Here is a 25,017-nt window from a genome sequence, read left to right as displayed (position 1 = left end):
GCCGGGCGCAGTTCGGTCACCGCCCGTGGGGCGATCGGGAGTTGCTCGGTCACGCTTCGTGGGGTGACCGGCAGGCCCTCCGTACCCGATCCGGACGGCCGGCTTGCGAGTCACTCGAAGGCCCGCACCCGTGCGCGGGTGCGGGCCTTTCGGGTTGGCGCCTCAGAGCTGGTCGGCGATGAGGCGGGCCATGGCGGTGTAGCCGGCGTCGTCAGGGTGCAGGTGATCGCCGCTGTCGTAGGCGGGGTCGAGGACGTCGGGGTCGCCGGGGGAGGCCATGCCCCGATCGAGGTCCACGACCGCGTCGTACTCGCCGGAGGTGCGGATCCACTGGTTGACGGCGTCGCTGACGGCGGCCGCGTGCTCACCCCAGTGGTCGGAGTTCTTGAACGGCAGCAGGGTCGCCCCGACCACCTTGACGCCCTTCGCGTGCGCCTGCCTGATGAGCCGGCGGTACCCGGCGATCAGCTCGGCGGCGGAGACCACGGGCGCCGGCTTGTACGTCGGCGTGTCCGACTCGCTGAAGCCGATGTCGTTGACGCCCTCCAGCACGATCACCGTGCCGACGCCCGGCTGGTCGAGCACGTCGCGGCCGAAGCGGGCCGCTGAGCGGTCGCCGTACCAGGCCGAGTCGTTGAGCACCAGGTTGCCGCCGATGCCGGCGTTCAGGACGGGCCGGGGCCGGCCCAGGGCGGCGAGCCGCTCCGCCAGCTCGTCGGGGTAGCGGCCGTCAGTGTCGGCGGTCGAGCCGAACCCGTCCGTGATGGAGTCACCGAAGGCCACCACGGCGTCGCCCGTCTTCGCGCCGCCCGTGACGTCGAGGCCGGACAGGTAGTACCAGGAGTGCGTCATCTGCGTGAAGGCAGCCGCCGCGGTGTCGGCGCGGTGGTCGCCCCGCGCCCGGAAGCTGCCGGCGTACGCCTGCGAGTGGAACGTCGCCGGTCCGGTGGTCCCGGCGAAGTCCAGGGTGACGGCCACCGGCTGGAACGGGCGGACGTCGAGCCGTACGGGGTCGCTCACGAGCCGTCCACGGGCGGGGAGGCTGGTCGAGCCGGCATGTCCGAAGGTGAGGTGCCGTACGGACTCCGGCCGCACCGAGGCGCCCTGACCGGCGAGGGCCACGGTGGCGCCCGTCAGACGTACGGGGGACGGCCCGTAGTCGTTCGACAGCCGGATCCGCAGCGATGAGCCGCCCGCGGTGGGCCTGACCACCTGGCGCACGCTCTGGCCGCTGAAACCCTCCTCCGACCAGTTCGGCTCGAACCCGGCGCTGGGCCGCTGCGGCGCGGCCGTCCACGCGGCCCGCCAGTCCGCCCGCTGGTCGACGGCGGCGTGGGCATGGCCGGGAACGGCCGTGGACGAGCCGAGTGCGATCACCAGGGCTGAGAGAGCTGCGACGAGATTCATGACATCTTCCGCTTCAGGACGACGGCGATGAGGACACCGAGGAGGACCAGAGCGGCGTTCGCGGCGACGGCGACGGTGACGCCGTGCAGGATCGCCCCGGCGGACATGGCGCCCGCGGTCGCCGCGGTGACGATCGCGGACATGATCGGGGTGCCCATGGTGATGCCGACCTGCTGCGACATCGATGCCAGCCCGGTCGCCAGACCCTGCTCGTAGTCGGGCAGGCCGGTGGTGGCGGTGACCATGAAGCCGACGATGACCAGCATGTTGCCCACGCCGCCCAGGAAGGTGGCGGGCAGCAGCAGTCCCATCGAGTCCGGCGTGTCGCCGAGGAGGAGCAGGACGGCGGTGAAGACGGCCTGCAGCAGCCCGCCCCCGACCAGGACGGCCACGGTGGAGGTGCGGGCGATCGCCTTCGGCGCGAGCAGGCCGCCTGCCACGGTCCCGAGCCCCAGGACGCCGAAGGAGAGCCCGGCGGTGAGGGCCGAGAAGCCGAGGGTCTTCTGCATGTACAGCGTGAGCAGGTACACCAGGGACGTCTCGGTGACGAAGGCGAGCAGTCCGAGCACGTTGCCCCAGGCCACGCTGGGCTTCCTCAGCACGTGCAGCGGGACCAGCGGCTGGGCGGCCCTGCGCTCGACGAGGAGGAAGGCGACCAGCAGGGCCGCGCCGGCCAGCAGAGCCGCCAGGGCCACGGGGTGGGTCCAGCCGTGCTCGCCGGCCTGCGTCAGGCCGTAGACGATGCCGAGCAGCGCGAGGGTCACGGTCAGCGCGCCGGGCAGGTCTGCCTTGGGGCGCGCGGCGGGCCGGGACTCGGCGATGACGGTGGGGGCGACGGCGAGCACCGCGAGCGCGACGGGGACGTTGATGAAGAAGGCCCAGCGCCACGAGAGCAGGTCGGTCAGGACGCCGCCGAGGACGGCGCCGGCGGTGAACCCGGCCGACATGAGCGCGCCGTTGAGGCCGAGGGCCTTCTGGCGCAGGGGCCCCTCGGGGAAGGAGGTGGTGAGCAGGGCGAGCCCGGCCGGGGTCGCGGCGGCGGTCGCGAGCCCCTGGGCGACCCGGGCGACGATGAGCACCTCGGGGTTCGGGGCGAGCCCGCCGACCAGGGAGGCCAGTCCGAGGAGCGCGAGACTGCCGAGGAAGATGCGCTTTCGGCCGACCAGATCGCCGATGCGGCCGAACAGGAGGGTGAAACCGGCGGCGCTCAGGGCGAAGGCGGTGGCGATCCACTGCAGGTTGGCCAGGGAGAAGCCGAGGTCGTCACCGATCTCGGGCAGTGCCACGTTCAGGATCGAGAAGTCGACGGCCAGCATGAACTGGGCGACCAGCAGCACCGCGAGGGTGACCTTCTGCCGGACGGTCAGCCGCCGGGGAGGCGGCTCGTGCGCGGAGGCCGGAGCCGTGGCCCTGGGCAGGGGCTTCGTGGTGGACATAACAAGGACGTCCTTTCGGGTACACCAGTGCAAACGGTTCTGTAGTTCCGTTAAGATGCAAGAACGGTAGCACTCCAGCCGCCGTAAGGGAACCGCAGTCCCGATAAGAGTGCTCGCGAGAAGGAGTCCGACATGGCCGCCGCTCCCCAACCCGGTGCCGTTCGCCCGGGAGGACGTACCGCCCGCGTCCGCGAGGCAGTCCTTCAGGCAGCGGGGGACACCCTGGCCGAGAAGGGTTTCGACGCCCTCGATCTCGCCGAGATCGCCCGGGTCGCGGGGGTCGGGAAGACCACCGTCTACCGCCGCTGGGGCACGCCCGGCGCGCTCGCCGCCGACCTGCTCGCCGACATGGCCGAGCAGTCCCTGCCCCGCGCGCGCACGGGCAGTGTCGACCAGGACCTGCGCGACAACGCCCGCCTGGTCGTCAGGACCCTCACCGACCCCCGCCAGGGCCGCCTGTTCAAGGCGCTGATCGCCGCCTCACTGTGCGACGAGCAGGCCGCGCGGGCGCTGCACCGCTTCTACGCCGTACGCATCGACGAGTGGGCCGGCTGCGTCACCGACGCCGTCGAACGAGGCGAACTGCCCACCGGGACCGACCCGCACCTGGTGATCGCCGCCGTCTCCGCGCCCCTGTACTACGCCCTGCTCAACACCGGGGAGCCTCTGGACGACGCCGCCGCGGACCGCGCCGCGGCGGGCGCGCTGGCCGCCGCGCGCGCCGGGGTCGCCTCGATGGAACCTAGGGGGTGATGGCCGGGTTCGTGCCCAGGATGTGCTCGGTGGCCTGCGCGAGGCGGGGGAGGAAACGGGTGACCTCGGCGGCGCGCCGGCGGAGGTCACCGGAAGAGGTGATGCCCAGGTCCGCCAGTGCGGCCTCGAACGACGGCAGCCGCGACCGGTGGAGCGAGGGCGCGTCCGCCGCCAGGATCGCGTGGCAGCGGGCGAACGTCGCGATGATCCAGAAAACGGCCTCACGGTGGTCGCCGCGCTCGACCAGGTCCCGGCTGCCGTCGATCGCGATCGGCCGGGCCGCCGGGGTGATGTCACTGCTGAAGGGGAACGGAGTTTTCGCGACGCCTGCCGCGAGGTCGAACGTCGTGGCCAGCTCGCGCAGGCGACCCCGGACCCGTTCGGCCTGGAGGTGCGAGCAGCCGAGGAGGTCCAGCATCTCCAGGTAGAGGCCGGACAGGCGGTAGGAGGCGAGGACCTCGCGCACCGCCGGATAGCGCAGCCGTACGGTCGGGTTGCGCAGCGCGGCGACGAGCGGCACATGGGCCGTGACCCCGGCGGCGAACAGCCACGTCATCACCTGCTCATGGAAGGGCCGCGGAGCGCCGGGCGCCGGGGAGGTCAGCGCCGTGGCGCGGGCCTCGATCCTCCGTACGGCGTCCTCGCATCTGCGGCGCACCCACGGGCGGGCGGCGAAATGCGACGCGACGTGTGCCTGGACGGCGCGCAGGCGGCCGGTGGGATCGTCGATGACGCTGTCCGTACGGAACGCCCCTGCCAGGTGGTACGAGCCCAGGACGTCGTCGGCGGACCGCAGCGCCGCCCAGGGGAGATGGCTCACCTCCAGCAGGACGCCCCGGTAACGCAGCTTGCCGGGCTTGGCCGGCGGCGGGTCCTGGGCCATGACCACGAACAGGTCCAGGTCCGAGGACGGCGGCAGCTCGGCGTCGTCCGGCAGGCCGACCGTGGACCCGGCGGCGTACGCCCCCCGATAGCGGGGGTCGGGACGCGCGTGCTCGGCCACCCAGCGCGCCGCGGCGGCGCGCGCGGCTCCCACTCTCACCATGACGACCATCATGACCCGCTACGGCCGCGCGCGGTCCCCGCGGCGGCCGCTCACAGGGAGACGGGCATCAGCCTTCCCGTGTGGACGTCGTAGATGGCGCCGCCCACCGGCATGTCCTTCGGCAGGAACGGCGTGGTCCGGATGCGCGTGAGGTCGTGGCGCAGCGCCGCGTCCTGGTCCGGGACGGTGTGGAACTCGAGGCTGCGCGTGTCCACCCCGTTCAGTTGCGTCAGGTCGTGCACGTCGCCGTCCGTCACCTTGGACATGCCGCAGTCCGTGTGCGGCATCACCAGCACGCGCTCCACGCCCAGCAGGTACACGGCCAGGACCAGAGTGCGCAGGACGTCGTCGGTGACGCGGGCGCCCGCGTTGCGCAGGATCTTGGCGTCACCCGCCTGCAGCCCCAGCAGGCCCAGAGGGTCGATGCGGGAGTCCATGCACGTGACCACCGCGAGTCCGCGTGCCGCACGGCCCGTGAGGCCCGAGTTGGCGAAGTCCTTCGCGTATTCCGCGTTTCCGGCAAGCAGGTCGTCGAACTCACTCATGCTGAGATAGTGCCTCATGCCGTTTCGGCGGGCTTTCGCGGGGTCCCGACAGGCGGGAGTTGGCCAACCTCCCCCCATCGGCTGTCACCATGGGTGATGATGTCGTAGCCCTCAGTGTGAGTTGCCGAAGAAGGTTGCCGTGAGTAGGTCCGAATCCCTCGCCGCGTACTTCCGCACCCAGGCGCGGCGCCGCCTCGACCGGGTGGAGTCCAACGACGCGGGCCGCAACGCGCGGTCCGCGCTGGCGCTCCTCGACGCCGCCGCCTACGCGGCCGGGCTCGCGGACGACGATCCGCTGATCGAGCGGCTGGCAGAGGCCGGGTGCTTCGGCGAGTCCGGGCGCGAGGGGTTCGACCCGGGGCCGGAGGGCACCCGGCTGGTGCGCGGCTGGGAGGGCGGCGAGCCTCGCGAGCTGATCCTCGCCCTGCCGTCCGTCGCGGCCAGCACCACCTGAGGACGGCCCGAAGAAGGGGTGTGCGGGGGCGATGTCCGGGTAGCAAGGGCGTCGCAACCGACTCGGAGGTGTGTGGTGAAGGGCATCGCGGAATTCCGCTCGATCGTCTTCGACTGCGCCAACCCGCGTATGCTGGCCGAGTTCTACGCGGGACTTCTCGGCTGGTCCGTGGACCATCAGGAGGATGACTGGGTGGTCGTCACCGACGGCGGCTCGCCGAAGCGGCTGGCGTTCCAGCGGGTCGAGGACTACCGGCCGCCGATCTGGCCGCGCTCCGAGCGTCCCCAGCAGCTCCACCTCGACGTGACCGTGGAGGACATGGACCAGGCGGAGAAGGCGGTGATCGAGCTCGGCGCGACCAAGCACGACCACCAGCCGAGCGAGGAGGACAGCTTCCGGGTCTTCCTCGACCCGGCCGGTCACCCGTTCTGCCTCTGTCGCGACTGACGACCGGCCGGCCACGCCTCCGGTCCCCGAAGCAGCCGGACGTCCAGGACGCCCAGGAACAGTCCAGGGGCCCCCGCCCTGGTGCTCCGGCGCAGGAGGGGCCGGTCTCCCGCGGGAGACCGGCCCCTCATCTCATTGATCGGCGCACGTGTCAGCGGGCCGCCACCAGGGTCAGGGGCAGGGCTGGTCGGCGGCGGTCACGGCGACCGCCGACCATGCGGCCTGCACAGCGCGATACTCCGCTCCGCACTGACCGTAGAGCTCGGTCGCCGCGGCGAGCATCCCGGTGCGCGCGTCGGCGTAGTTGGTCGACGGGGTCCATTGTGTGGTCAGCGCGTGGAACCACAGGCGGGCGGCGGTGTCGCGGCCGACGCCGGTGACTGTCGCCCCGTCGCAGGTGGGGCTGTCGCCCCAGGCCGACGGGCCGCTGCCGTTGGCGAGCAGGAAGAAGGCGTGATTGCCGACACCGGAGGAGCGGTGCACGTCCAGGTTGCCGACGGTGGGCGACCAGCAGTCGGCGGACACGCCGTCCCTGCTGGGCCGGTCCATGTAGCGCAGCGGCCCGGCCTTGAACACCTTCTCGCCCACCAGGTAGTCGGGCGCATCGGCGGGGTTGGCGGCGTGGAACTCCACCAGGTTGCCGACGATGTCGGCGGTGGCCTCGTTGAGCGCGCCGGCCTCGCCGGTGTAGACGAGCTTGGCCGTGCGGGCGATGACCGAGTGGGTGGCCTCGTGCGCCACCACGTCGAGGGAGGTGTACGGGTTGGTGGTGACCCCGTTGCCGTCACCGAAGCGCATGCAGTGGCACTGCGCGCTCCAGTAGGCGTTGGACAATCTGTCGCCCTCGTGCACCCCGGCGTTCAGGGTGCTCGGCCCGTCCGAGTACTCGGAGTTGCTGACGAGGGTGTAGCCGAAGGTCTGCTTGTAGAAGTCGTACGTCGTCGCGGCGCCCCACTGCACGTCCACGGCGTCGGTCTGCGCGTTGCTGGACCTGCCGTTGCCCCAGTCGCCGTCGGGGTCGGTGAAGTACCGCATGGTGTCGACGTCGTAGGTGCCGAACATGCCGCGTGTCGGATCCGCCAGCATCCTCGTGCTCGACGTGCTGGAGACGGGGGTGGTCGTGAGCGGCACGTCGCCGGAGTGGAAGCCGTGACCGAGGTCGGCCTGTACGTCGTCGTAGGTGGTGCGCACCCCGCCTGTCCCGGCGTCCACGAGGACGTGCAGGGCCGTCGGCAGGCCGCCTGTGCGGGTGCCGGTGACCAGTACGTCCCAGGCCAGCGCGGGCGCGCGGGCGGCGTCGTTGTCGCCGAGCGCCTCGATCACCAGTCGCGGCGACCCGCTCGGCTTGTACGGGAACCTCTTGGCCGCGATCGCCGCGGCGGCCGGGCCGGACACCCGGGGTGTGGTGGACAGAGCGCTCAGCGTCGACAGGGTGCGGCTCTCCGGAGCCTTGTCCCCGTGAGTGATGATGTCGCCGCCGAGCACGGGTAATCCCTGGTACGTACGCTCGTAGTGGGTGTGTCGGGTACCGCCGGGGCCGGTGACGGTGCGCAGGGCGTGCAGTTCCTCGCCCGGAGCCGCGTACGCGGGCGGCGCGACGGCCACCAGGCCCGCCAGCAGGACGCCTGCCAGCACAATGCCAGTTGAACGCACATTTCCTCCGATGCTCAGTCAGGTGGTGTACTGCGGACCGTAAGGCGAGATCTCCTTCCTTGTGAAAGACAGAACGGTCTGTATATGCGCCAGACGATACGCAGACCGTTCTGTTCATGTCAACGCATGTGTCAAGGCTGTGACCGCGGCTCTCACGAGACGACAACGGCCCTGCAGATGGGGCCGGTCGCGGGCGACGAGAAGGCTTGTTCGCCGGCGGACATGGGCTCGTCGTGGTGGACGAACCCCACGCGGGAGTACAGCCGAGGGTTTCAGGCCTCGGGGGCGGCCGCGGCCAGGAGCCGGGCGAGCTCGGCCGGCTCGGTGATCATGGGCCAGTGGCCGGAGTCGATGTCCACGAGCTCGAGGTGTTCGGCCCTGGCCAGCTCTGGCACGTCACCGGCGGCTATCCACTCCTGAGCCTGGGCAGGGGTGAACTCGGGGCACACGACGAGGACGGGGACGGAGAACCGCCGCTCGTCCGTCAGGCGCACCACGCCCTTCGTCACCTCCGCGGGGACGGGGATCGCCGCGGACGCGAAGTCCCGCCTGGCCTCCTCGCCGAGGTCGGCCGAGTCCGGCCCTTCGAACGGACCCCAGCCGGGGAAGGGCATGACGCCGTCCTTCGGCTCGAAGAAGTCGGCGTAGGGCTGCCCGCCGGCGGCCGGGAAGCCGCCGATGAACGCGACCTTGGCGACCCGCTCCGGGCGCGCGTCGGCGGCAAGCCATGCCAGGGTGCATGCGGCGGAATGCCCCACCACCATGGGCTTTCCTGACGCCGAGTCCACGGCGGCGAGCACCGCTGCCGCCTGGTCGTCGAGAGTGGCCGAGGTGGATCCGTCGCCCTGCCCGGGCAGCGTGATCGGCACGGGGCGGTGGCCGAGCGCCTCGAGGGCGGGCACGACGTCGTCCCATGCGGATCCGTCGAGCCACAGGCCGGCGATGAGCAGGATATCCATGATCGTTCTCTTTCTTCGGCGGGTTCCGGCGAGGTCCTGCCAGGGGACTCGGTCAGGACGTCACGCTAGGCCCGATTCCGGACGTTCTACTTCCTGTTCATCCCGTGACCTCCTAATGTGCTCGTGTGCCGACCGATCTCAGTCCCACCGCACGGGCTCTGCGCGCCATGGAGATCCTCCGGACCCGCCCTGGCGTGACGGCCGGCGAGCTCGCCGCCTGCCTGGGCGTCACGGAGCGGGCCGCGCGCCGGTACGTCGGGATCCTCCGCGAGGCGGGCGTCCCCGTCGAGTCGGCCCGCGGCCCCTATGGGGGGTACCGGCTCGGGCGCGGGACTCGACTGCCTCCGGTCGCCTTCACCGAGCCCGAGGCGCTTGGCCTGGTCATGGCGGTGCTCGACGGCCAGCCGGCGGCCGCCGACGTCGGCGACCTCGTCGGCGCCGCCCTGGGCAAGGTCATCCGGGCTCTGCCCGAGAGCGTCGGACGGCAAGCGGCGACGCTGCGCGAGCATGCGTCGGCGGCGCCTGACCGGCTCTCGGCCCGTCCGGATCCCGCCACCACCAGCGCGCTCGTGGCCGCCATCGCGGATCGGCGGCGCGTGGTGATCGCCTATCGGAGCGAGTCCGGCAACGAGTGGGAGGCCGAGGTGGACCCCTGGGCGGTCGTCGTCCGCCACGGGCGCTGGTACCTGCTGTGCTACTCCCACCGCGCGGACGCCATCCGCACCTACCGGGTCGACCGCGTCCGCCAGGTCCGGCGGAGCACGCACGCGTTCGAGCCGCCCGACGGCCTCGACCCGGTGGCGGCGCTGGAGGAGAATCTCGGCACCGGGTGGGAGTTCGCCACGCGCGTCGTGTTCGACGCTCCCCTCGCCGAGGTGGCGCCCTGGATCCGGCCGCCCATGGGGCGGCTCGAACCGTCGGGGGACGGGTGCGTGCTCGTCGGCAGCACGAGCAATCCGACGATGTACGCGCAGGAGTGGCTGCCGAACGTGCCGTTCCCCTTCCGCGTCGAGGGTGGACCGGAACTGCGCGCCGCGGTCACGATGCTCGCTTCGCGTCTCGCCGCCGCCCTGGCGGACCCGCCCATGGACGACGCCACACCGGGCCCGCGGTCTGACCGGCCGTGACGCGCATCGGCGTCAACCGGACACACCCTCAGCCGGCGACGGTGACCGTGGCGAACGCGTTGAGGATGCGATGGTCGGAGCAGGCCTTGTCGCGGTTGGCGCCACAGACGTGGCCGATGGGTTGGGAGTCCGCCGTGTACGACACCAGCCGGTCGGCGGCGGCGAAGACGAGGTCCACCTTGCGAGGCTGGCCACAGGAGCCGAGCGGGAGGCTGCCTTCCGTGGTCTGCTCGCCCCAACCTGGACAGGTCGCATCCAGGTCGTCGAGTTCGTGATACGGGCCGCTGTTGTGCGTGTTGTTCGCGGTGTCCACGCTCGAGTCGTACCAGGTGTCCAGCAGCGGGTCGTCGGGTTGGACATTGAAGTCGCCGGCGATGATGGCGGTGTCGCCCTGAGCGTGGTAGCGGTCAAGAACCTTGCGTACGTATGTGAGCTGGGCCGCCTGGTAGGCGCGGTCGAACGTCACGTGGGTGGTGCAGAACTTCACGCTCGTCTTGTCGGCGACGGGAGCGCACAGCAACTTGCGCTGCAGGGTCGAACCGTCGTACGGCAGGGTGTACCGCTCGGTGGCGCCGAGGGGAAAGCGGCTGAACAAGGCTTGGCCGATGCCGGTGCCGTCGCAGTAGGACGTGCCGTCGGCGGGCCTCATCGGCTCGTAGCGGGCGAAGTTGCTCGCATTCTGCGGCCAGCCGATCTGCTGGAGGTAGTCGATCAGGGCGCCGTACTGGTTGTGGCAGATCTCGTTGACTGAAACGAAATCCGGATTGCGACCGCCGATGGAGCGACCCATGGCCTCAATGATGCCGTTGGTCGTGGAGCCCAGGTGGTAGGCGTGGCCGGCGATGTTCCAGTGCCAGATCTGGTACCTGGCAGATGAGGCCGCAGGCACCGGAGCCTCTGACATCAGGACGACTGACATCAGGACGACGGCCACGCAAAGGCTGCGCACAAGATTCACAGTGGCACCTTACGCATAAGCCGGTTTCGTCACACCTCTCCTCGGAGGAGGACAGACCGTTCTGTATCCTTGCGGAGGTGCAGTGACCGCTCTGTTACCGTCAACACATGCCGTCGAAGCGCCCCGCAGCCTCAGTTTCTTCGCCCGTTCGTTCGGTGCAGAGGGCGCCTGACGGCACGCCCGCACGCCGGCGGCTGCTGCGGGCCGCAGCCAGGCTGTTCTACAGCGAAGGCATCCAGTCGGTCGGAGTCGACCGGCTGGTGGCGGAGGCGGAGGTGACCAAGGCGACCTTCTACCGCCACTTCCCGAGCAAGGATGACCTCGTCCGGGCCTACATCGAGGAACGCCATCAGGAGGCCCGCGCCACCGCCGACACCTTGATCGAGCAGGTCAGCGACCCCTCGAACGTCATCGCCGCGCTCGCCACTCAGGTCAGCTACCAGGTGTGCACTCCGGACTTCCGCGGATGCGCCTTCATCGGCGCCGCCGTCGAATACCCCGACCCCAATCATCCGGTCCGCCTTGCCGTGGCCGAGCATCGGCGCTGGTTCCGCGCCCTCCTGACCCGGCTGCTGAGCGAGACGGGCCATCCACAGCCCGAAGCGGCAGCACAGACGCTCGTCCTGCTGCGCGACGGCGCGATGATGGGCGGCTACCTCGACGACCCCGCCGCGACGACAGCAGCCCTCCGTACCGCCATCGACCACCTGCTTCTCGCCGACCGCTGAGGCCGCGGTCTTCTTCCGGGCCCGCGGTCCCATCGGTGTCGCCGCGGAACGACAAGCGTCACTCCGTGCGGGGAACGACGTCGTGAAGGGCGAGGCGCGGGCCGGACGCGAGGACGCGGGCACCCTCGAAGGCGCCCGCGTCCGTCACGCCGCCCGAGGACACCCGCGTTCCCGCGCAGGTCAGGTGAGCAGAGCGCGTCCCCGTGGGGGCCGCTACTGCTCCCGGGGGGCGGAGCCGTTCGGCGCGGGAGGTCCGTCGGCCACCACCGAGGCGTCCAGGGCCACGGAGCCTTCCAGGGGGACCGAGCCGTCGGGAGCCACCGCCGCGGCCGAGGCCGCCGTCACCGGGCCGGTCGCGCCCAGGGCGCCGCCGACCGCGCCGATCGTGTGCGTGAGGCGGACGCCCGAGCCGTCGCGGCGGCCGACCTCTTCGGGCAGCGGGACGGGCTTGCCCGACGACGACACCGCCTTGGCGGGCGCGGGACCGGCCCAGGCCAGCAGCAGCACGTCCTCGCCCTTCAGGAACCGCTGCGCCCGCACGCCGCCCGTGGCCCGCCCCTTGGCGGGGAACTCGGCGTAGTCGGACACCTTGCCGCCGCCCACCTGGGTGCCGGGCAGGGCGGTGGACGACCCGGCGACGGTCACGACCTGGGAGGGACGCTCCGCGTCCACCACGCCGAACCAGATCACCCGGGCTGCCCCGTCGAGCCGGATGCCGGCCATGCCGCCCGCGGGCCGTCCCTGCGGACGCACCAGCGACGCCTGGAAGCGCAGGAGCTGCGCGTCGGAGGTGATGAACACGAGGTCGTGGTCCTCCGACTCCAGCTCGGCCGCGCCCACCACGGTGTCGCCCTCCTTCAGGGTGATCACCTCGAAGTCGTCGCGGTTGGCCGGATAGTCGGGCACCACCCGCTTGACGACGCCCTGCGCGGTGCCGAGCGCCAGGCCCGGCCCGTCGGGGTCGAGCGCGCCGAGGCCGACCACCGTCTCGTCCGGGCCGAGCGTCACGAAGTCGGACACCGGATGGCCGCCGGACAGCGACGGCGGCGAGGCCGTGGGCGGCAGGATGGGCAGGTCGACGACCTGGACCCGGATGAGCCGGCCCAGCGACGTCACGAGCCCGATCTCGCCCCGGGCGGACGTGCGCACGACCGACACCAGGACGTCGTGGGAGGCCCGCTCGCCCTCCTCCGCCAGCGGTGAGGCGTCGGTGGTGCGGGCCAGCAGGCCGGTGGACGACAGCAGCGCCAGGCACGGCTCGTCGGCCACCTGCAGCTCCACCGTGGCGGTGCGCGGGGTGCCGGACGACTCCAGCAGCACGGTGCGGCGCGGCGTGCCGTACTTCTTGGCCACGTCGGCCAGCTCGGCCGAGACCACCTGGCGCAGCCGCGTCTCCGACGACAGGATGCCGGTCAGCTCGGCGATCTCCTCGGTCAGCGTCTCCTTCTCGCGGTCCAGCTCCAGCTTGTCGTAGCGGGTCAGGCGGCGCAGCGGCGTGTCGAGGATGTACGCGGCCTGGATGTCGGTCAGGTCGAAGACCTCCATGAGGCGGCTGCGCGCCTGCGCGGAGTCGTCGGAGGAGCGGATGACCTGGATGACCTCGTCGATGTTGAGCAGCGCGACGATCAGGCCGTCGACCAGGTGCAGGCGCTCCTCGCGCTTGCGGCGGCGGAACTCGGAGCGGCGGCGCACGACCTCCAGGCGGTGGTCGACGTAGACGCTCAGCAGCTGGCGCAGGCCGAGGGTGCGCGGCTCGCCGTCGACGAGGGCGACGTTGTTGATGCCGAACGTCTCCTCCATCGGCGTGAGCCGGTAGAGCTCCTCCAGCACCGCCTCGGGGATGAAGCCGTTCTTGACCTCGATGACCAGGCGCAGGCCCTTGTGCCGGTCGGTGAGGTCCTTGAGGTCGGCGATGCCCTGGAGCTTCTTGGCGTTGACCAGCTCCTTGATCTTGGCGACGACGCGCTCGGGGCCGACGTTGTACGGCAGCTCGGTGACGACGATGCCCTTGCGGCGCGGGGTGATCTGCTCGACCACGCACTTGGCGCGCATGCGGAACGTGCCGCGGCCGCTCTCGTAGGCGTCGCGGATGCCCTGCAGGCCGATGATCATGCCGCCCGTCGGCAGGTCGGGGCCCGGCACGAAGCGCATGAGGTCGTCGAGCGTCGCGTCCGGCTTCTTGATCAGGTGGCGGGCGGCGGCCACGACCTCGACGAGGTTGTGCGGCGCCATGTTGGTGGCCATGCCGACGGCGATGCCGGTGGTGCCGTTGACCAGGAGGTTGGGGAACGCCGACGGCATGACCGTGGGCTCGGTCTCCTGGCCGTCGTAGTTGGGCTTGAAGTCGACCGTGTCCTCGTCGAGCGACTCGACCATGAGCATCGCGGCCGGCGCGAGGCGGGCCTCGGTGTAACGCATGGCGGCCGGCATGTCGTCGGGGGAGCCGAAGTTGCCGTGGCCGTCCACCAGGGGCAGGCGCATGGAGAACGGCTGCGCCAGCCGGACGACCGCGTCGTAGATCGCGGTGTCGCCGTGCGGGTGGAGCTTGCCCATGACGTCGCCGACGACGCGCGAGGACTTGACGTGCCCGCGGTCGGGGCGCAGGCCCATCTCGCTCATCGAGTAGAGGATGCGCCGCTGCACCGGCTTGAGGCCGTCGCGGGCGTCGGGCAGCGCCCGCTGGTAGATGACCGAGTAGGCGTACTCGAGGAAGCTGGTGCGCATCTCCGAGGACACGTCGATGTCGACGATCCGCTCCTCGAAGTCCTCAGGCGGGGGTGCAGTCGTGCGTCGGGCCATCTTGTGCTGCGCGGCTACCTCGGCCGTCGCGCCGAGGGGGAAGCGCATCCTCCTTCTGTCCTTGTGCTGTAACCGTAACCGTCGGCTCGATGGAGAAGGGCCGGATCGGCGGGTGCGGTGCCGGCGCGGGGCGCCCTGGTCGCGGTGCGATGACGGCCAGGGGTCCGTGCGGCGGTGCGTGCGGTGGGGGCAAGGGCGTGGTGCGCCCCTGGAGATGATGGCACAGGCGCCTCCCCGCGCCGGTTGGCTGAAGCTTGCCGATGCCAGGCATCGTACCAACACCCGGACGGCTTTTAGCATGCGTGTTCGAGTGCCGCCCGGCGGAGATCGTATGCTTGACCAAGCAATTGCTTGGGCGTTACGTTCCGGAAAGGGATACTCCTCGTCTCCGGAGGCGTACATGATCGAGTTTCATCCCGTCACCAGGCACATCGGCGCCGAGGTGACCGGCGTGGACCTGCGCAAGCCGTTGTCCCAGGAGGAGGTCGCGACCCTCCGCGAGGGCTGGCTCAGGCACCTGGTGCTGTTCTTCCGCGACCAGCCCATCGACGACGAGCAGCACCTGCAGTTCGCGCTGAACTTCGGCACGCTCAACCACCCCGCCTTCAAGAAGGACAGCGCCAGCCCCATCCACGTCCTCGACCAGACCGACCCCAAGGGCGAGGGCGGCGACGAGTGGCACAGCGACAACACCTTCGAGCCGACTCCGCCCATGGGCTCGCTCCTGCGCTGCGTCCAGCTCCCCAGCGTCGGCGGCGACACGCTGTGGGCGAACACCTACCTGGCCTACGAGACGCTCTCGCCCTCGCTCCAGCGCCTGTGCGACGAGCTGACGGCGGTGCACGACATCACGATGTCGATGAAGAAGGCCATCTCCAAGGGTCACCCGTTCGACCTGGAGGAGATCCAGGCCAAGTGGCCGCCGATCGAGCGGCCCGTCGTGCGCGTCCACGCCGAGACCGGCCGCAAGGCGCTGTTCGTCAACCGCTCCTCCACCACGCGCCTGGTCGGCCTCACCGACCGCGAGAACGAGGCCCTGCTGCCGCTGCTGCTGGACCACATCCGCTCACCCGAGTACCAGGTGCGGCTGCGCTGGCGCCCCGGCACGCTGGCGTTCTGGGACAACCGGCCCACCCAGCACTACGCGGTGGCCGACTACACGGAGCGCCGGCGGATGCACCGGGTGACCGTCAACGCCTTCCCGGAGCACGCCGACAAGTGACCGCAGCGGGGACCGGGGCCGGGGCCGGGAACGAAAACGTCGGGGAAACCTGGTAACAAGGAGCACATGACTGAAGCCCCCGACGCGGCGATGCTGCGCGAAGAGGCGGAGGGGCGCCTGCGCGCGCTCGCAGGCGAGCACGCCAGGCTCCGCGACGACCAGTGGGCCGCCATCGAGGCGCTCGTCGTCGACCGGCGGCGGGTCCTCGTGGTCCAGCGCACCGGCTGGGGCAAGTCGGCCGTCTACTTCGTCGCGACGGCCCTGCTGCGCGAGCTGGGCGAGGGCCCGACCGTCATCGTCTCGCCCCTGCTCGCTCTCATGCGCAACCAGATCGCCGCCGCCGAGCGGGCCGGCATCAGGGCCGCCACCGTCAACTCCGCCAACCCCGAGGCGTGGGAGGAGATCTACGGCCAGGTCGCCGACGGCATGGTCGACGTGCTGCTGGTCAGTCCCGAGCGGCTCAACAACCCCGACTTCCGCGACAACGTGCTGCCCGAGCTGGCCGAGAGCGCCGGTCTCGTCGTCGTGGACGAGGCCCACTGCATCTCCGACTGGGGACACGACTTCCGGCCCGACTACCGCCGCCTCGCCACGCTGTTCGAGGAGCTGCCGCCGGGCGTGCCCGTCCTCGCCACCACCGCCACGGCCAACGCCCGCGTCACCCGCGACGTCGCCGAGCAGCTCGGCGAGGACACGCTGGTGCTGCGCGGGCCGCTGGAGCGCGAGAGCCTCCACCTGGGCGTCGTGCGCCTGCCCACGGCCGAGCAGCGGCTCGCCTGGCTGGCGCAGACGCTGCGCGAGCTGCCCGGCTCCGGCATCGTCTACACCCTGACCGTCGCCGCCGCCCAGGAGATCGCCGACTACCTGCGCGAGCAGGGCCACGAGGTGGCCGCCTACTCCGGCCAGACCGACCCGGCCGAGCGGCTGGAGGCCGAGGAGGCCCTGCTCGGCAACAAGATCAAGGCATTGGTCGCCACCAGCGCGCTCGGCATGGGCTTCGACAAGCCCGACCTCGGGTTCGTCGTGCACGTCGGCGCCCCGCAGTCGCCCGTCGCCTACTACCAGCAGGTCGGCCGCGCCGGCCGTGGCGTCGAGCGGGCCGAGGTGATCCTGCTGCCCGGCTCCGAGGACCGCGACATCTGGGCCTACTTCACCTCGCTCGCCTTCCCGCCCGAGCCGGTCGTGCGGGCCACGCTGGCCGCGCTGGAGGAGCGCGGCACGCTGTCCACGCCCGCCCTGGAGACCATCGTCGACCTCGGCCGCAGCCGGCTGGAGATGATGCTCAAGGTCCTCGACGTCGACGGCGCCGTCCGCCGGGTCAAGGGCGGCTGGGAGGCGACCGGCGAGCCGTGGGGGTACGACGCGGAGCGCTACTCCCGCATCGCCGCCGAGCGCCGCGCCGAGCAGGAGGCCATGCTCGGCTACCTCACGACGACCGAGTGCCGCGAGCAGTACCTGCGCCGCCTCCTCGACGACGACACCGCCACCCCCTGCGGCCGCTGCGACAACTGCACCGGCCGGCACCGCTCGGCCGAGATCGCCGCGCCGGCCGTCGAGACCGCCCGCGAGCGGCTGGCCAGGCCGGGCGTCACGGTGGAGGCGCGCCGGCAGTGGCCGACCGGCCTCGACGACCTGTCCGGCCGCATCAAGCCTGACCTCGGCGCCGAGCCGGGCCGGGCGCTCGGGCGGCTCACCGACATCGGCTGGGGCAACCGCCTGCGCGAGCTGCTGGGCGGATCCGACGGGCCGCTGCCTGACGACATGTTCCGGGCCGTGACGCAGGTGCTGGCCGCGTGGGACTGGCGGGAGCGGCCGGTGGCGGTGGTCAGCGTGCCGTCCGCGAGCAGGCCACTGCTGGTGCGGGGGTTCGCCGAGCGGCTCGCCCAGGTGGGCCGGCTGGCCTACCTCGGCGAGCTGGGCTACCGCTCGGGCTCGCCGGGCCGCCAGTTCAACAGCGCCCAGCGTGTACGCGCGATCCGGGCGACGCTGGCCATGCCCCGTGAGGTGGGCGCGGCGGTGGCCCAGTGCGGCGGCCCGGTGCTGCTGGTGGACGACCGGGTCGACACCGGCTGGACGATGACGCTTGGCGCGGCCCTCGTCCGTCACGCGGGCGCCCCGGCCGTCCTGCCGCTGGCCCTGGCCACCACCTCCTGACGCGGGAGGCCGGCGTCGCGACCGCCGGCCGTACCGGGGGCTCCTCGCGCGGGCCCTCGGTGCTCACCCGGCGCCCGAGCCACGACCCGTCCGCGTACTCGCCCGCGAGGCGCGGCCGCTCGCCCGCCGGGCCGGCATCCGGCACGCGGGTGCCACGCGCGGTTGTGCGCCCACCGGGCCGGCCTCCGGCACGCGGGGGTCATGCACGGTTGTGCGCCCACCGCGCGGGCCTCCGGCACGCGGGCGGTGCGGAACCTCGCGCCTGACAACAGGATGCTGGCGAGAGATCGCCTGCCGACGACGGCGGACCGCGCTAGAGGCGCGGACGGGCTCCCAGGTACGTGATCGCCTTGGCGGCCAGGCGGCAGCCCGCGGCCAGCGACTCGGCCGGCGGCTTGCCCTCCAGCCACGACGGCAGGAACCCGGCGCTGAACGCGTCACCCGCGCCGGTGCCGTCGATGATGCGGTCGACCGGGTCGGCGGCCGCGTGGACCGGGTCGGGACGGCCGTTGCCGAACCACAGCGCCCCGTCGTCGTTCATCTTGATGACGACCTCGGGGAACCAGGCCGTCAGCACCTTCGCCGCGGCCTCCGGGTCGTCGCGGCCGGTCAGCACCTTGGCCTGCTCGGTGTTGGCGAACAGCAGCTTGGCGCCGCTCGTCCACTCCAGGAACGGCTCGGCGCCCGTGCGCTCCAGCGGCGCCGAGGAGGCGCAGTCGACCGAGATCGACATGCCCGAGTGGTGCGCCATGTCGAGCGCCGCGAGGCCCGCGTCGCGGGAGCCCTCGTTGATCAGCGTGTAGCCCGACAGGTGCAGGTGGCCGCCGCCGTTGAACAGGTCGCGCGGCAGGTCCTCGGGGGACAGCGCGGCGTTGGCGCCGGGGTCGGACAGCATCGTGCGCTCGCCCTTGTGCGTGACGAGCACCACGCAGGTGCCGGTCGGCCGCTCGGGGTCCATGACCAGCCGCGCGTCCACGCCGTAGCCCATGAGCTCCATGTCGCGATTGCGCCCGGTGATGTCGGCGCCGCGGCGGCCGATGAACGCCACCTCGGCACCCTCGACCGCGAGCCACGAGGCGATGTTGGCCCCGGAGCCGCCACCGTGCATGGTCACGATCGCCGGGGTGTCGCTCGCCCTGGCGAGCGCATAACGGGCGCGAGCGACCGCGTCGGTCATGAGATCGCCCACCACGACGACCCGCGTCATGATGTCACCACCTTGCTGCCTTCAGAACGAGCCGGCCACGGCAAAACTTCACCGCAAAACTAACAGCTTCCGGGCGGCCCGTGGGGCGGTCCTCGAACACCGGTCCGCAGTCGATGCACAAGCGTTGCGAACAGGCCCTGAGGTCCTGCTACCCCGGACACGCGATTACCCTCGGGACTGTGCAGGCTCAGTACCCCGCCCATTGGGAGGCCGATGTCGTCCTCGCCGACGGCGGCACGGCCCACGTCCGCCCGATCAGGCCCGCCGACGCCGACCGGCTGCGCGCCTTCTACTCCCGCCTCTCCGACGAGTCGATCTACTTCCGCTTCTTCGGGCCGCGCCCCCGGCTGTCGGACAAGGAGGTGGCCTGGTTCACCACCGTCGACTACGTGGACCGGGTCGCGCTGATCGCCACCATCGGCGCCGAGATGGTGGCCGTCATCCGCTACGACCGGATCGAGCCGGGCGAGGCCGAGGTGGCGTTCCTGGTCGAGGACGCCCATCAGGGCCGCGGGGTCGCCTCGGTGCTGCTGGAGCACCTGGCCGCCACCGCCCGCGAGCGCGGCATCGGCCGGTTCGTCGCCGACGTGCTGCCCGCGAACATGAAGATGATGGGCGTCCTGCGCCAGGCCGGCTACACCGGGGAGAGCAGCTTCGCCGACGGCGTGGTCCGCATGACCCTCGACCTCACCCCCACCGAGACCTCGGCCGAGGTGACGGCCTCGCGCGAGCACCGGGCCGAGGCCCGCTCGATCGCCCGGCTGCTCACGCCCGGCTCCGTGGCGGTGATCGGCGCCTCCCGCGAGCCGGGCGGCGTCGGCCAGGCCGTGCTGCGCAACCTGCTGGCCGCCGACTTCACCGGCCCCGTCTACCCGGTCCACCGCGAGGTGCGGGCCGTGGCCGGGGTGCGCGCCTACCCGAGCGTGTCCGCCATCGACGACGACGTGGACCTCGCCGTGGTCGCCGTACCCGCCGAGAGCGTGGCCGACGTGGTCAAGGAGTGCGCGGAGAAGGGCGTCCACGGGCTCGTCGTGGTGTCGTCCGGGTTCGGCGAGACCGGCGAGGCGGGCCGGGGCCGCCAGGACGAGCTGGCGCGCATCGCCCGCTCCTACGGCCTGCGCGTGGTCGGCCCCAACTGCCTGGGCATCGCCAACACCGACCCGGCCGTGCGCCTCAACGCCACGCTCGCGGCCACCGTGCCCGGGCGGGGCCGGGTGGGGTTCTTCAGCCAGTCGGGCGCGCTCGGCACCGCCCTGCTCCAGCGGGTGGCGCAGCGCGGCATGGGCATCTCGTCGTTCGTCTCGGCGGGCAACCGGGCCGACGTGTCCGGCAACGACCTGCTCCAGTACTGGGAGGAGGACGCCGCGACCGAGGTGATCCTGCTCTACCTGGAGTCCCTGGGCAACCCGCGCAAGTTCACCCGGCTGGCGCGGCGGATCTCGCGCAGCAAGCCGATCGTGGTGGTCAAGAGCGGCGGCACGCCGGCCGGGCACTCGGCGCGCGAGCTGCGGCTGCCCGACTCGGCGATCAGCTCGCTGTTCGAGCAGGCCGGCCTGATCCGGGTGGATGACCTCATCCAGCTGTTCGACGTGGGGCAGCTGCTGGCCTACCAGCCGCTGCCCGCCGGGCCGCGCGTCGGCCTGGTCACCAACTCCGACGCGCTGGGGCTGCTGGCCGCCGACGCGTGCGTCGCCGCCGGACTGTCGCCCCGGCCGCCCGCGAACCTGGGCGCCACGGCCGGGGCCGCGGAGTTCGGCGAGGCGCTGGCGGGCCAGCTCGCCTCGTCCGACGTGGACGCCGCCGTCGTCATCTACATGCCGCCGATCCCGGGCGCGGGGGAGGAGGTGGCGGCCGAGCTGCTGCGGGTCTCCGAGGGGTCCGGGAAGCCGGTGCTGGCCACGTTCGAGGGGCATCTCGGGATGCACCCGGCGCTCTGGGCCGGGGCCGTGCCGTCGCGCGGCTCCATCCCGTCGTACGCGGCGCCGGAGGAGGCGGTGCGGGCCCTGGCCCACGTCGTGCGGTACGCCACCTGGCGGGCCCGGCCGGTGACGCCCCCGCCGGAGCTCGACGTCGACACGGGCCGCGCCCGCGACCTCGTCGTGCGCGCCCTCACCCCGCCGCCCGCCGACGACGGGGCGCCGGTCGAGGTGGACGCCGCCGAGCTGCTGTCCTGTTACGGCCTCGACGTGTGGCCCGCCGAGGTGGTGCGCTCACCGGACGAGGCGGCCGAGGCCGCCGGGCGGCTGGGCTGGCCGGTGGTGCTCAAGGTCGCCGACCCCGACGCCTCCCGCCGGGCCGGCACCGTACGGCTCGGCTTGGGCAACCCCGACGCCGTGCGGCACGCGTACACCGAGTTCGCCGGCCGCCTCGGTGAGGGCACGGAGCTGGCCGTGCAGCGCATGGCGCCCCAGCCCGCCGTGCCGACCGTGGTGGGCGTCGTCGAGGACCAGGCGTTCGGGCCGGTCGTGTCGTTCGGGCTGGGCGAGGTGACCGCGCGGCTCCTGCTCGACCAGGGGTTCCGGCCGGCGCCGCTCACCGGGGAGGACGCCGCCGCGCTGGTGCGGTCGGTGCGGGCCGCGCCGCTGCTGTTCGGCGAGTACGGCTACCCGCCCGTGGCGGTCGCCGCCCTGGAGGAGCTGCTGGTACGGGTCGGGCGGCTGGCCGGAGACCTGCCGGAGCTGGCCCGCCTGGACCTCGACCAGGTGCTGGTGGGGGAGTCGGGCGTCATCGTCCTCGGCGCCCGCGCCACCGTCCGCACGCCGCCGGGCCCGCGCCTCGACGGAGGGCCGCGCCGCCTGGCCTGACGGCTCACCGGTGGCCCGGAGGGGGGCGTCTCTGGCACCCGTACGACATGAGACGTTATAGAGCGTTATGTGCGGCGGGTGAGGGTGGCGCGTCATCCTGGCAGGATGGACCCCATGAGGGAAACCCGAGTCTCAGCCGCGGGCCTGCGCGAAGCGATCGAGCGCAGCGGCTACTACCCCGACCTCGTCACCGATGCGGTCGAATCCGCGCTGGGCAAGGAGGCCGTGACCGCGTTCGTGGTGCACCACGAGGCGACGTTCGACCCCGCCATGGAGGTGCGCAGGCACGTCACCGTCCTGGTGCTGACCGGGACGAGGCTGCTGGTGTGCCACACGGACGAGCACCCGGCCGTCGAGGGCGTGTCCGCCTCGCACGCCTCCACCACCACCGAGGCCGTGCGCCTCAGCCGCATCCAGTCCGTCGCGGTCACCCGCGTCGTCCCCGACCCCGCCTCCTACGCCCCGGGCGTCCCCCCGACCGAGGCCACGCTCACGATCGGCTGGGGCGCCATCGCCCACGTCGACCTGGAGCCCGCCACCTGCGGCGACGAGAACTGCGAGGCCGACCACGGCTACACCGGCGCCATCACCGCCGACGACCTGTCGCTGCGTGTCAGCGAGGCCGCCGACGGGCCCGAGGCGGTCACCCATGTGCTCGCCTTCGCCAAGGCCCTGTCGGAGGCCACGGCACGCGCCGCCTCCTGACCCGCCCCGGGTCTCGTCCGCGCCCGCGCGGAAGCCTCGGAACGGCCCGGCCACGCGGCTAAGCTCGGAGGATGGCCGACACCGCCCCGTTGATCCCCGCGTACGGCGGATCGTCACTGGCGGACCTGCCGCGCGCGCTGCTGGCCGCCCTCGGCGTCGGCGAGGCAGGCGAGCCGGGATCGTTGCGGATCGAGCCCGCCCGCTCCGTCTGCGTGCTGCTGGTCGACGGACTCGGGGCCGAGGCGCTGCGCGCCCACGCGGGCGCGGCGCCGTTCCTGACACGCGGCATGCGCCCGCCGGCCGGAACGGCACCCGGAGCGCCGGGGCTGACCGCCGGGTTCCCCGCCACCACCGTCACGAGCCTGTGCTCCCTGGGCACCGGCCTGCCGCCCGGCGAGCACGGCATGATGGGCCTGATCCTGGCCGTGCCGGGCACCGGCCTGCTGTTCAACTGCCTGCGCTGGACCCTGCCCGACGGCCTGGTCATGGATCCGCGCCGCTGGCAGCCCGCCCCCACCGTGTTCGAGCGGGCGCGGGCGGCGGGCGTCACGGCCGCGTACGTGGCGCCGGGCGAGTACGCCGGCACCGGCCTGAGCGAGGCCGTCTACCGGGGAGTGCGCCACCTCGCCGCCGGCACCGTGGACGAGCGCGTCGAGCGGGCCCGCGAGGCCCTGCGCGAGCCGCCCGCGTACGTGACCGTGTACTACGGCGACCTCGACTCCGCCGGCCACGACACCGGCTGGGGCGGCGAGGAGTGGCTGCGGCAGCTCACGATCGTCGACCGGCTCGCCGAGCGGCTGGCCGGGGCCCTGCCGGACGGCTGCGCCCTGTACGTCACCGCCGACCACGGCATGGTCAACGCCACCGACAAGCTCGACGTGGAGGCCGATCCGGCGCTGCGTGACGGGGTGGCCCTGCTGGGCGGCGAGGCGCGGGCCCGCCACGTGTACGCCGAGGAGGGGGCCGCCGGGGACGTGCTCGCCGCGTGGCGCGACACGCTGGCCGGCCGGGCCTGGGTGGTGACGCGCGAGGAGGCGGTCGAGGCCGGCTGGTTCGGGCCCGCCGTACGGGCCGAGTGGCTGCCGCGCCTCGGCGACGTCCTGGCCGTGCCGTACGACGGCCTGGCCCTCGTCGCCCCCGGCGCCCACCCGCGCGAGGCCGCCTTCACCGGCTACCACGGCTCGATGACGGCCGCCGAGCAGTACGTGCCGCTGCTGGAGGCGAGCACCCGTTGACCCGTCCCGAGAGCGGGACGCCCGACCATGAGGAGCCGAGATGAGCCCGCTGATCACCCCTGCCGAACTCGCCGCACTCGACGGCGTGACCGTGCTCGACGTCCGCTCGCGGATCGGCGGGCCGCCCGGGATCGAGCTGTACCGCAAGGGGCACCTGCCGGGCGCCGTCTACTGCGACGTGGACGCCGACCTCGCCGCCCCGCCCGGACCGGACGGACGGCACCCGCTGCCGGGGGCCTCCCTCTTCGAGAGCGCGATGCGCCGGCTCGGCGTCCGCGACGCGCGGCCGGTCGTCGTGTACGACGACGCGAGCTCGACCATCGCGGCGCGTGCCTGGTGGACGCTGCGGTACTTCGGCCACCAGGACGTCCGGGTGCTCGACGGCGGCCTGCCCGCGTGGGTCGCGGCGGGGCTGCCCACGGTGACCGAGGCCCCGGAGGCGGAGCCGGGCGACTTCACCGCCAAGCCCGGCGGCATGCCGATGCTGACGACCGAGGAGGCCGCGGCGCTCGCCACCGAGGGGGTGCTGCTCGACGCCAGGGCCGCCGAGCGCTACCGGGGCGAGACCGAGCCGATCGACCCCGTGGCCGGGCACATCCCGGGCGCCGTGTCCGCTCCGACGGTCGCGAACGTGGGCCCCGACGGCCGGTTCCTGGCTCCGGGGGAGCTGCGGGAGCGGTTCGCGGGGCTCGGCGTGCGCGAGGGCGTGCGGGCCGGGGCCTACTGCGGGTCGGGGGTGACGGCCGCGCACCAGGTGCTGGCCATGGAGCTGGCCGGGCTGCCGTCGTCGCTGTACGTCGGCTCGTGGTCCAACTGGATCGCCGACCCCTCTCGGCCGATCGCGACGGGCTGACCGTTTTCCGGCTGTCAGGCGGTGGGGGTGACGGGGCGGTGGCCGGCGCCGAAGCAGGCGAAGCCGGTCACCTCCGTCTTGGCCGAGGCCGCCGCCAGGGCCGTCGCGGGCGGCTCGCCCTGGGCCAGCAGCTCGTGGAAGAGCGTCATGACGGACAGCGCGTCGTCGTCGCGCACCGGCACCATCCCGGCGACGACGCAGGCCGTTCCCCTGGCCAGGAAGGCACCGGCCAGCCCCAGCGGCGCCCCCTCGGCCGGGGCGCGGGCCATCCCGGAGTCGCACGCCGACAGCACCACGAGCCCCGGTGAGCTGGGCAGCCGCAGCAGGTCGTACGCCATGAGCGGGCCGTCGTCGAGCGTGATGGACGACAGCAGCGGGCTGCGCGCGTGGAACACCCCGTGCGCCGCCAGGTGCAGCACGTCGGCGGAGGCCAGCGCCTCCATCACCGGCCCGCCGCGCGCCGGCACCTCCCGCCCGCGCGGATGCCCGGCCACCACGCGGCCGACCTCGGCCCGCGCGTGCGCCG

General features: G+C 72.8%; 21 protein-coding genes. 11 read left to right on the top strand and 10 right to left on the bottom strand.

What is annotated here, in order from left to right:
* Positions 1-162 precede the first annotated feature (162 nt).
* Both MTP10_RS22500 and MTP10_RS22495 read right to left on the bottom strand, forming a co-directional pair.
* Positions 163-1,407: an SGNH/GDSL hydrolase family protein gene (locus MTP10_RS22500; protein ID WP_310711543.1), complete on the bottom strand. Its 1,245-nt coding sequence runs from the start codon at positions 1,405-1,407 to the stop codon at positions 163-165.
* Positions 1,404-2,843, bottom strand: a complete 1,440-nt coding sequence (locus MTP10_RS22495; RefSeq protein ID WP_310711542.1) for an MFS transporter — start codon at positions 2,841-2,843, stop codon at positions 1,404-1,406. Before MTP10_RS22495 ends, MTP10_RS22500 begins: the two co-directional genes overlap by 4 nt.
* A gap of 132 nt (positions 2,844-2,975) precedes the next feature.
* On the opposite strand from MTP10_RS22495, the gene MTP10_RS22490 reads away from it, so the two are divergent.
* The gene (locus tag MTP10_RS22490) at positions 2,976-3,596 is read left to right on the top strand and encodes a TetR/AcrR family transcriptional regulator (protein WP_310711541.1); all 621 of its coding nucleotides are present in this window, start codon (positions 2,976-2,978) and stop codon (positions 3,594-3,596) included.
* On the opposite strand, the gene MTP10_RS22485 is transcribed toward MTP10_RS22490, so the two are convergent.
* Both MTP10_RS22485 and MTP10_RS22480 read right to left on the bottom strand, forming a co-directional pair.
* Positions 3,586-4,641, bottom strand: a complete 1,056-nt coding sequence (locus MTP10_RS22485) for a hypothetical protein (RefSeq protein ID WP_310711540.1) — start codon at positions 4,639-4,641, stop codon at positions 3,586-3,588. The two genes, MTP10_RS22490 and MTP10_RS22485, sit on opposite strands and share 11 nt — an antisense overlap.
* A 50-nt stretch (positions 4,642-4,691) precedes the next feature.
* Entirely contained in the window at positions 4,692-5,186 is a 495-nt protein-coding gene (locus MTP10_RS22480) for a carbonic anhydrase (protein WP_310711539.1), read from the bottom strand.
* A 139-nt stretch (positions 5,187-5,325) separates the two neighbouring features.
* On the opposite strand from MTP10_RS22480, the gene MTP10_RS22475 reads away from it, so the two are divergent.
* On the top strand, positions 5,326-5,640 hold the full coding sequence (locus tag MTP10_RS22475) for a hypothetical protein (RefSeq protein ID WP_310711538.1): 315 nt from the start codon (positions 5,326-5,328) through the stop codon (positions 5,638-5,640).
* Between the two features lie 75 nt (positions 5,641-5,715).
* The gene (locus tag MTP10_RS22470; RefSeq protein WP_310711537.1) at positions 5,716-6,087 is read left to right on the top strand and encodes a VOC family protein; all 372 of its coding nucleotides are present in this window, start codon (positions 5,716-5,718) and stop codon (positions 6,085-6,087) included.
* Positions 6,088-6,258: 171 nt separating this feature from the next.
* On the opposite strand, the gene MTP10_RS22465 is transcribed toward MTP10_RS22470, so the two are convergent.
* Both MTP10_RS22465 and MTP10_RS22460 read right to left on the bottom strand, forming a co-directional pair.
* Entirely contained in the window at positions 6,259-7,722 is a 1,464-nt protein-coding gene (locus MTP10_RS22465; RefSeq protein ID WP_310711536.1) for a M4 family metallopeptidase, read from the bottom strand.
* A 290-nt stretch (positions 7,723-8,012) separates the two neighbouring features.
* Complete coding sequence (locus tag MTP10_RS22460; RefSeq protein WP_310711534.1) at positions 8,013-8,699, bottom strand: alpha/beta fold hydrolase; 687 nt, start codon at positions 8,697-8,699, stop codon at positions 8,013-8,015.
* 125 nt (positions 8,700-8,824) lie between these two features.
* Here MTP10_RS22460 and MTP10_RS22455 point away from each other — a divergent pair, with 125 nt between their 5' ends.
* Positions 8,825-9,826 carry a WYL domain-containing protein gene (locus tag MTP10_RS22455; RefSeq protein ID WP_310711532.1) on the top strand — a complete coding sequence of 334 codons (1,002 nt, stop codon included), beginning with the start codon at positions 8,825-8,827 and terminating at the stop codon, positions 9,824-9,826.
* Positions 9,827-9,854: 28 nt separating this feature from the next.
* Here the strand turns inward: MTP10_RS22455 and MTP10_RS22450 are convergent, their stop codons facing one another.
* The gene (locus MTP10_RS22450) at positions 9,855-10,784 is read right to left on the bottom strand and encodes an endonuclease/exonuclease/phosphatase family protein (RefSeq protein ID WP_310711530.1); all 930 of its coding nucleotides are present in this window, start codon (positions 10,782-10,784) and stop codon (positions 9,855-9,857) included.
* A 155-nt stretch (positions 10,785-10,939) separates the two neighbouring features.
* On the opposite strand from MTP10_RS22450, the gene MTP10_RS22445 reads away from it, so the two are divergent.
* Positions 10,940-11,512 (top strand): TetR/AcrR family transcriptional regulator, encoded by a 573-nt coding sequence (locus MTP10_RS22445; protein ID WP_310711529.1) that lies wholly within the window; start codon positions 10,940-10,942, stop codon positions 11,510-11,512.
* A gap of 213 nt (positions 11,513-11,725) precedes the next feature.
* Here the strand turns inward: MTP10_RS22445 and MTP10_RS22440 are convergent, their stop codons facing one another.
* Positions 11,726-14,311 (bottom strand): DNA topoisomerase IV subunit A, encoded by a 2,586-nt coding sequence (locus tag MTP10_RS22440; RefSeq protein ID WP_310711743.1) that lies wholly within the window; start codon positions 14,309-14,311, stop codon positions 11,726-11,728.
* A 400-nt stretch (positions 14,312-14,711) separates the two neighbouring features.
* Here MTP10_RS22440 and MTP10_RS22435 point away from each other — a divergent pair, with 400 nt between their 5' ends.
* Entirely contained in the window at positions 14,712-15,533 is an 822-nt protein-coding gene (locus MTP10_RS22435) for a TauD/TfdA family dioxygenase (RefSeq protein ID WP_310711528.1), read from the top strand.
* Between the two features lie 90 nt (positions 15,534-15,623).
* Positions 15,624-17,687 (top strand): RecQ family ATP-dependent DNA helicase, encoded by a 2,064-nt coding sequence (locus tag MTP10_RS22430; protein ID WP_397334495.1) that lies wholly within the window; start codon positions 15,624-15,626, stop codon positions 17,685-17,687.
* Between the two features lie 313 nt (positions 17,688-18,000).
* Here MTP10_RS22430 and MTP10_RS22425 read toward each other — a convergent pair whose 3' ends face one another.
* Positions 18,001-18,894, bottom strand: coding sequence for a sugar kinase (locus MTP10_RS22425; protein WP_310711525.1), 894 nt, complete (start codon positions 18,892-18,894; stop codon positions 18,001-18,003).
* Between the two features lie 179 nt (positions 18,895-19,073).
* On the opposite strand from MTP10_RS22425, the gene MTP10_RS22420 reads away from it, so the two are divergent.
* The 4 genes from MTP10_RS22420 to MTP10_RS22405 all read left to right on the top strand — a co-directional run bounded on the left by MTP10_RS22420 (position 19,074) and on the right by MTP10_RS22405 (position 24,491).
* Positions 19,074-21,698 (top strand): GNAT family N-acetyltransferase, encoded by a 2,625-nt coding sequence (locus tag MTP10_RS22420; RefSeq protein ID WP_310711524.1) that lies wholly within the window; start codon positions 19,074-19,076, stop codon positions 21,696-21,698.
* 114 nt (positions 21,699-21,812) lie between these two features.
* A complete protein-coding gene (locus MTP10_RS22415) occupies positions 21,813-22,403 on the top strand; it encodes a DUF5998 family protein (RefSeq protein WP_310711523.1) in 591 nt (196 codons plus the stop codon).
* A 71-nt stretch (positions 22,404-22,474) separates the two neighbouring features.
* Positions 22,475-23,638: an alkaline phosphatase family protein gene (locus MTP10_RS22410; protein WP_310711522.1), complete on the top strand. Its 1,164-nt coding sequence runs from the start codon at positions 22,475-22,477 to the stop codon at positions 23,636-23,638.
* A gap of 40 nt (positions 23,639-23,678) precedes the next feature.
* Positions 23,679-24,491 carry a sulfurtransferase gene (locus tag MTP10_RS22405; protein WP_310711521.1) on the top strand — a complete coding sequence of 271 codons (813 nt, stop codon included), beginning with the start codon at positions 23,679-23,681 and terminating at the stop codon, positions 24,489-24,491.
* A 14-nt stretch (positions 24,492-24,505) separates the two neighbouring features.
* Here the strand turns inward: MTP10_RS22405 and MTP10_RS22400 are convergent.
* A partial coding sequence (locus MTP10_RS22400; protein ID WP_310711520.1) for a CHAT domain-containing protein occupies positions 24,506-25,017 on the bottom strand: 512 nt, incomplete at its 5' end.

It is taken from the genome of Nonomuraea sp. 3-1Str (assembly GCF_031570565.1).
GTDB lineage: Bacteria > Actinomycetota > Actinomycetes > Streptosporangiales > Streptosporangiaceae > Nonomuraea.
The sequence above is the reverse complement of the archived record's forward strand: the minus strand, read 5'-3'. Positions and strand labels throughout refer to the sequence as shown.

What these genes read in the sequence shown, in the direction of transcription:
- MTP10_RS22430 (WP_397334495.1), top strand. Translation starts at nt 15,624, where the DNA reads ATGCTGCGCGAAGAGGCGGAGGGGCGCCTGCGCGCGCTCGCAGGCGAG.
- MTP10_RS22405 (WP_310711521.1), top strand. Translation starts at nt 23,679, where the DNA reads ATGAGCCCGCTGATCACCCCTGCCGAACTCGCCGCACTCGACGGCGTG.
- MTP10_RS22460 (WP_310711534.1), bottom strand. Translation starts at nt 8,699, where the DNA reads ATGGATATCCTGCTCATCGCCGGCCTGTGGCTCGACGGATCCGCATGG.
- MTP10_RS22485 (WP_310711540.1), bottom strand. Translation starts at nt 4,641, where the DNA reads ATGGTGAGAGTGGGAGCCGCGCGCGCCGCCGCGGCGCGCTGGGTGGCC.
- MTP10_RS22500 (WP_310711543.1), bottom strand. Translation starts at nt 1,407, where the DNA reads ATGAATCTCGTCGCAGCTCTCTCAGCCCTGGTGATCGCACTCGGCTCG.
- MTP10_RS22425 (WP_310711525.1), bottom strand. Translation starts at nt 18,894, where the DNA reads ATGACGCGGGTCGTCGTGGTGGGCGATCTCATGACCGACGCGGTCGCT.
- MTP10_RS22435 (WP_310711528.1), top strand. Translation starts at nt 14,712, where the DNA reads ATGATCGAGTTTCATCCCGTCACCAGGCACATCGGCGCCGAGGTGACC.
- MTP10_RS22495 (WP_310711542.1), bottom strand. Translation starts at nt 2,843, where the DNA reads ATGTCCACCACGAAGCCCCTGCCCAGGGCCACGGCTCCGGCCTCCGCG.
- MTP10_RS22440 (WP_310711743.1), bottom strand. Translation starts at nt 14,311, where the DNA reads ATGGCCCGACGCACGACTGCACCCCCGCCTGAGGACTTCGAGGAGCGG.
- MTP10_RS22480 (WP_310711539.1), bottom strand. Translation starts at nt 5,186, where the DNA reads ATGAGTGAGTTCGACGACCTGCTTGCCGGAAACGCGGAATACGCGAAG.
- MTP10_RS22415 (WP_310711523.1), top strand. Translation starts at nt 21,813, where the DNA reads ATGAGGGAAACCCGAGTCTCAGCCGCGGGCCTGCGCGAAGCGATCGAG.
- MTP10_RS22490 (WP_310711541.1), top strand. Translation starts at nt 2,976, where the DNA reads ATGGCCGCCGCTCCCCAACCCGGTGCCGTTCGCCCGGGAGGACGTACC.
- MTP10_RS22410 (WP_310711522.1), top strand. Translation starts at nt 22,475, where the DNA reads ATGGCCGACACCGCCCCGTTGATCCCCGCGTACGGCGGATCGTCACTG.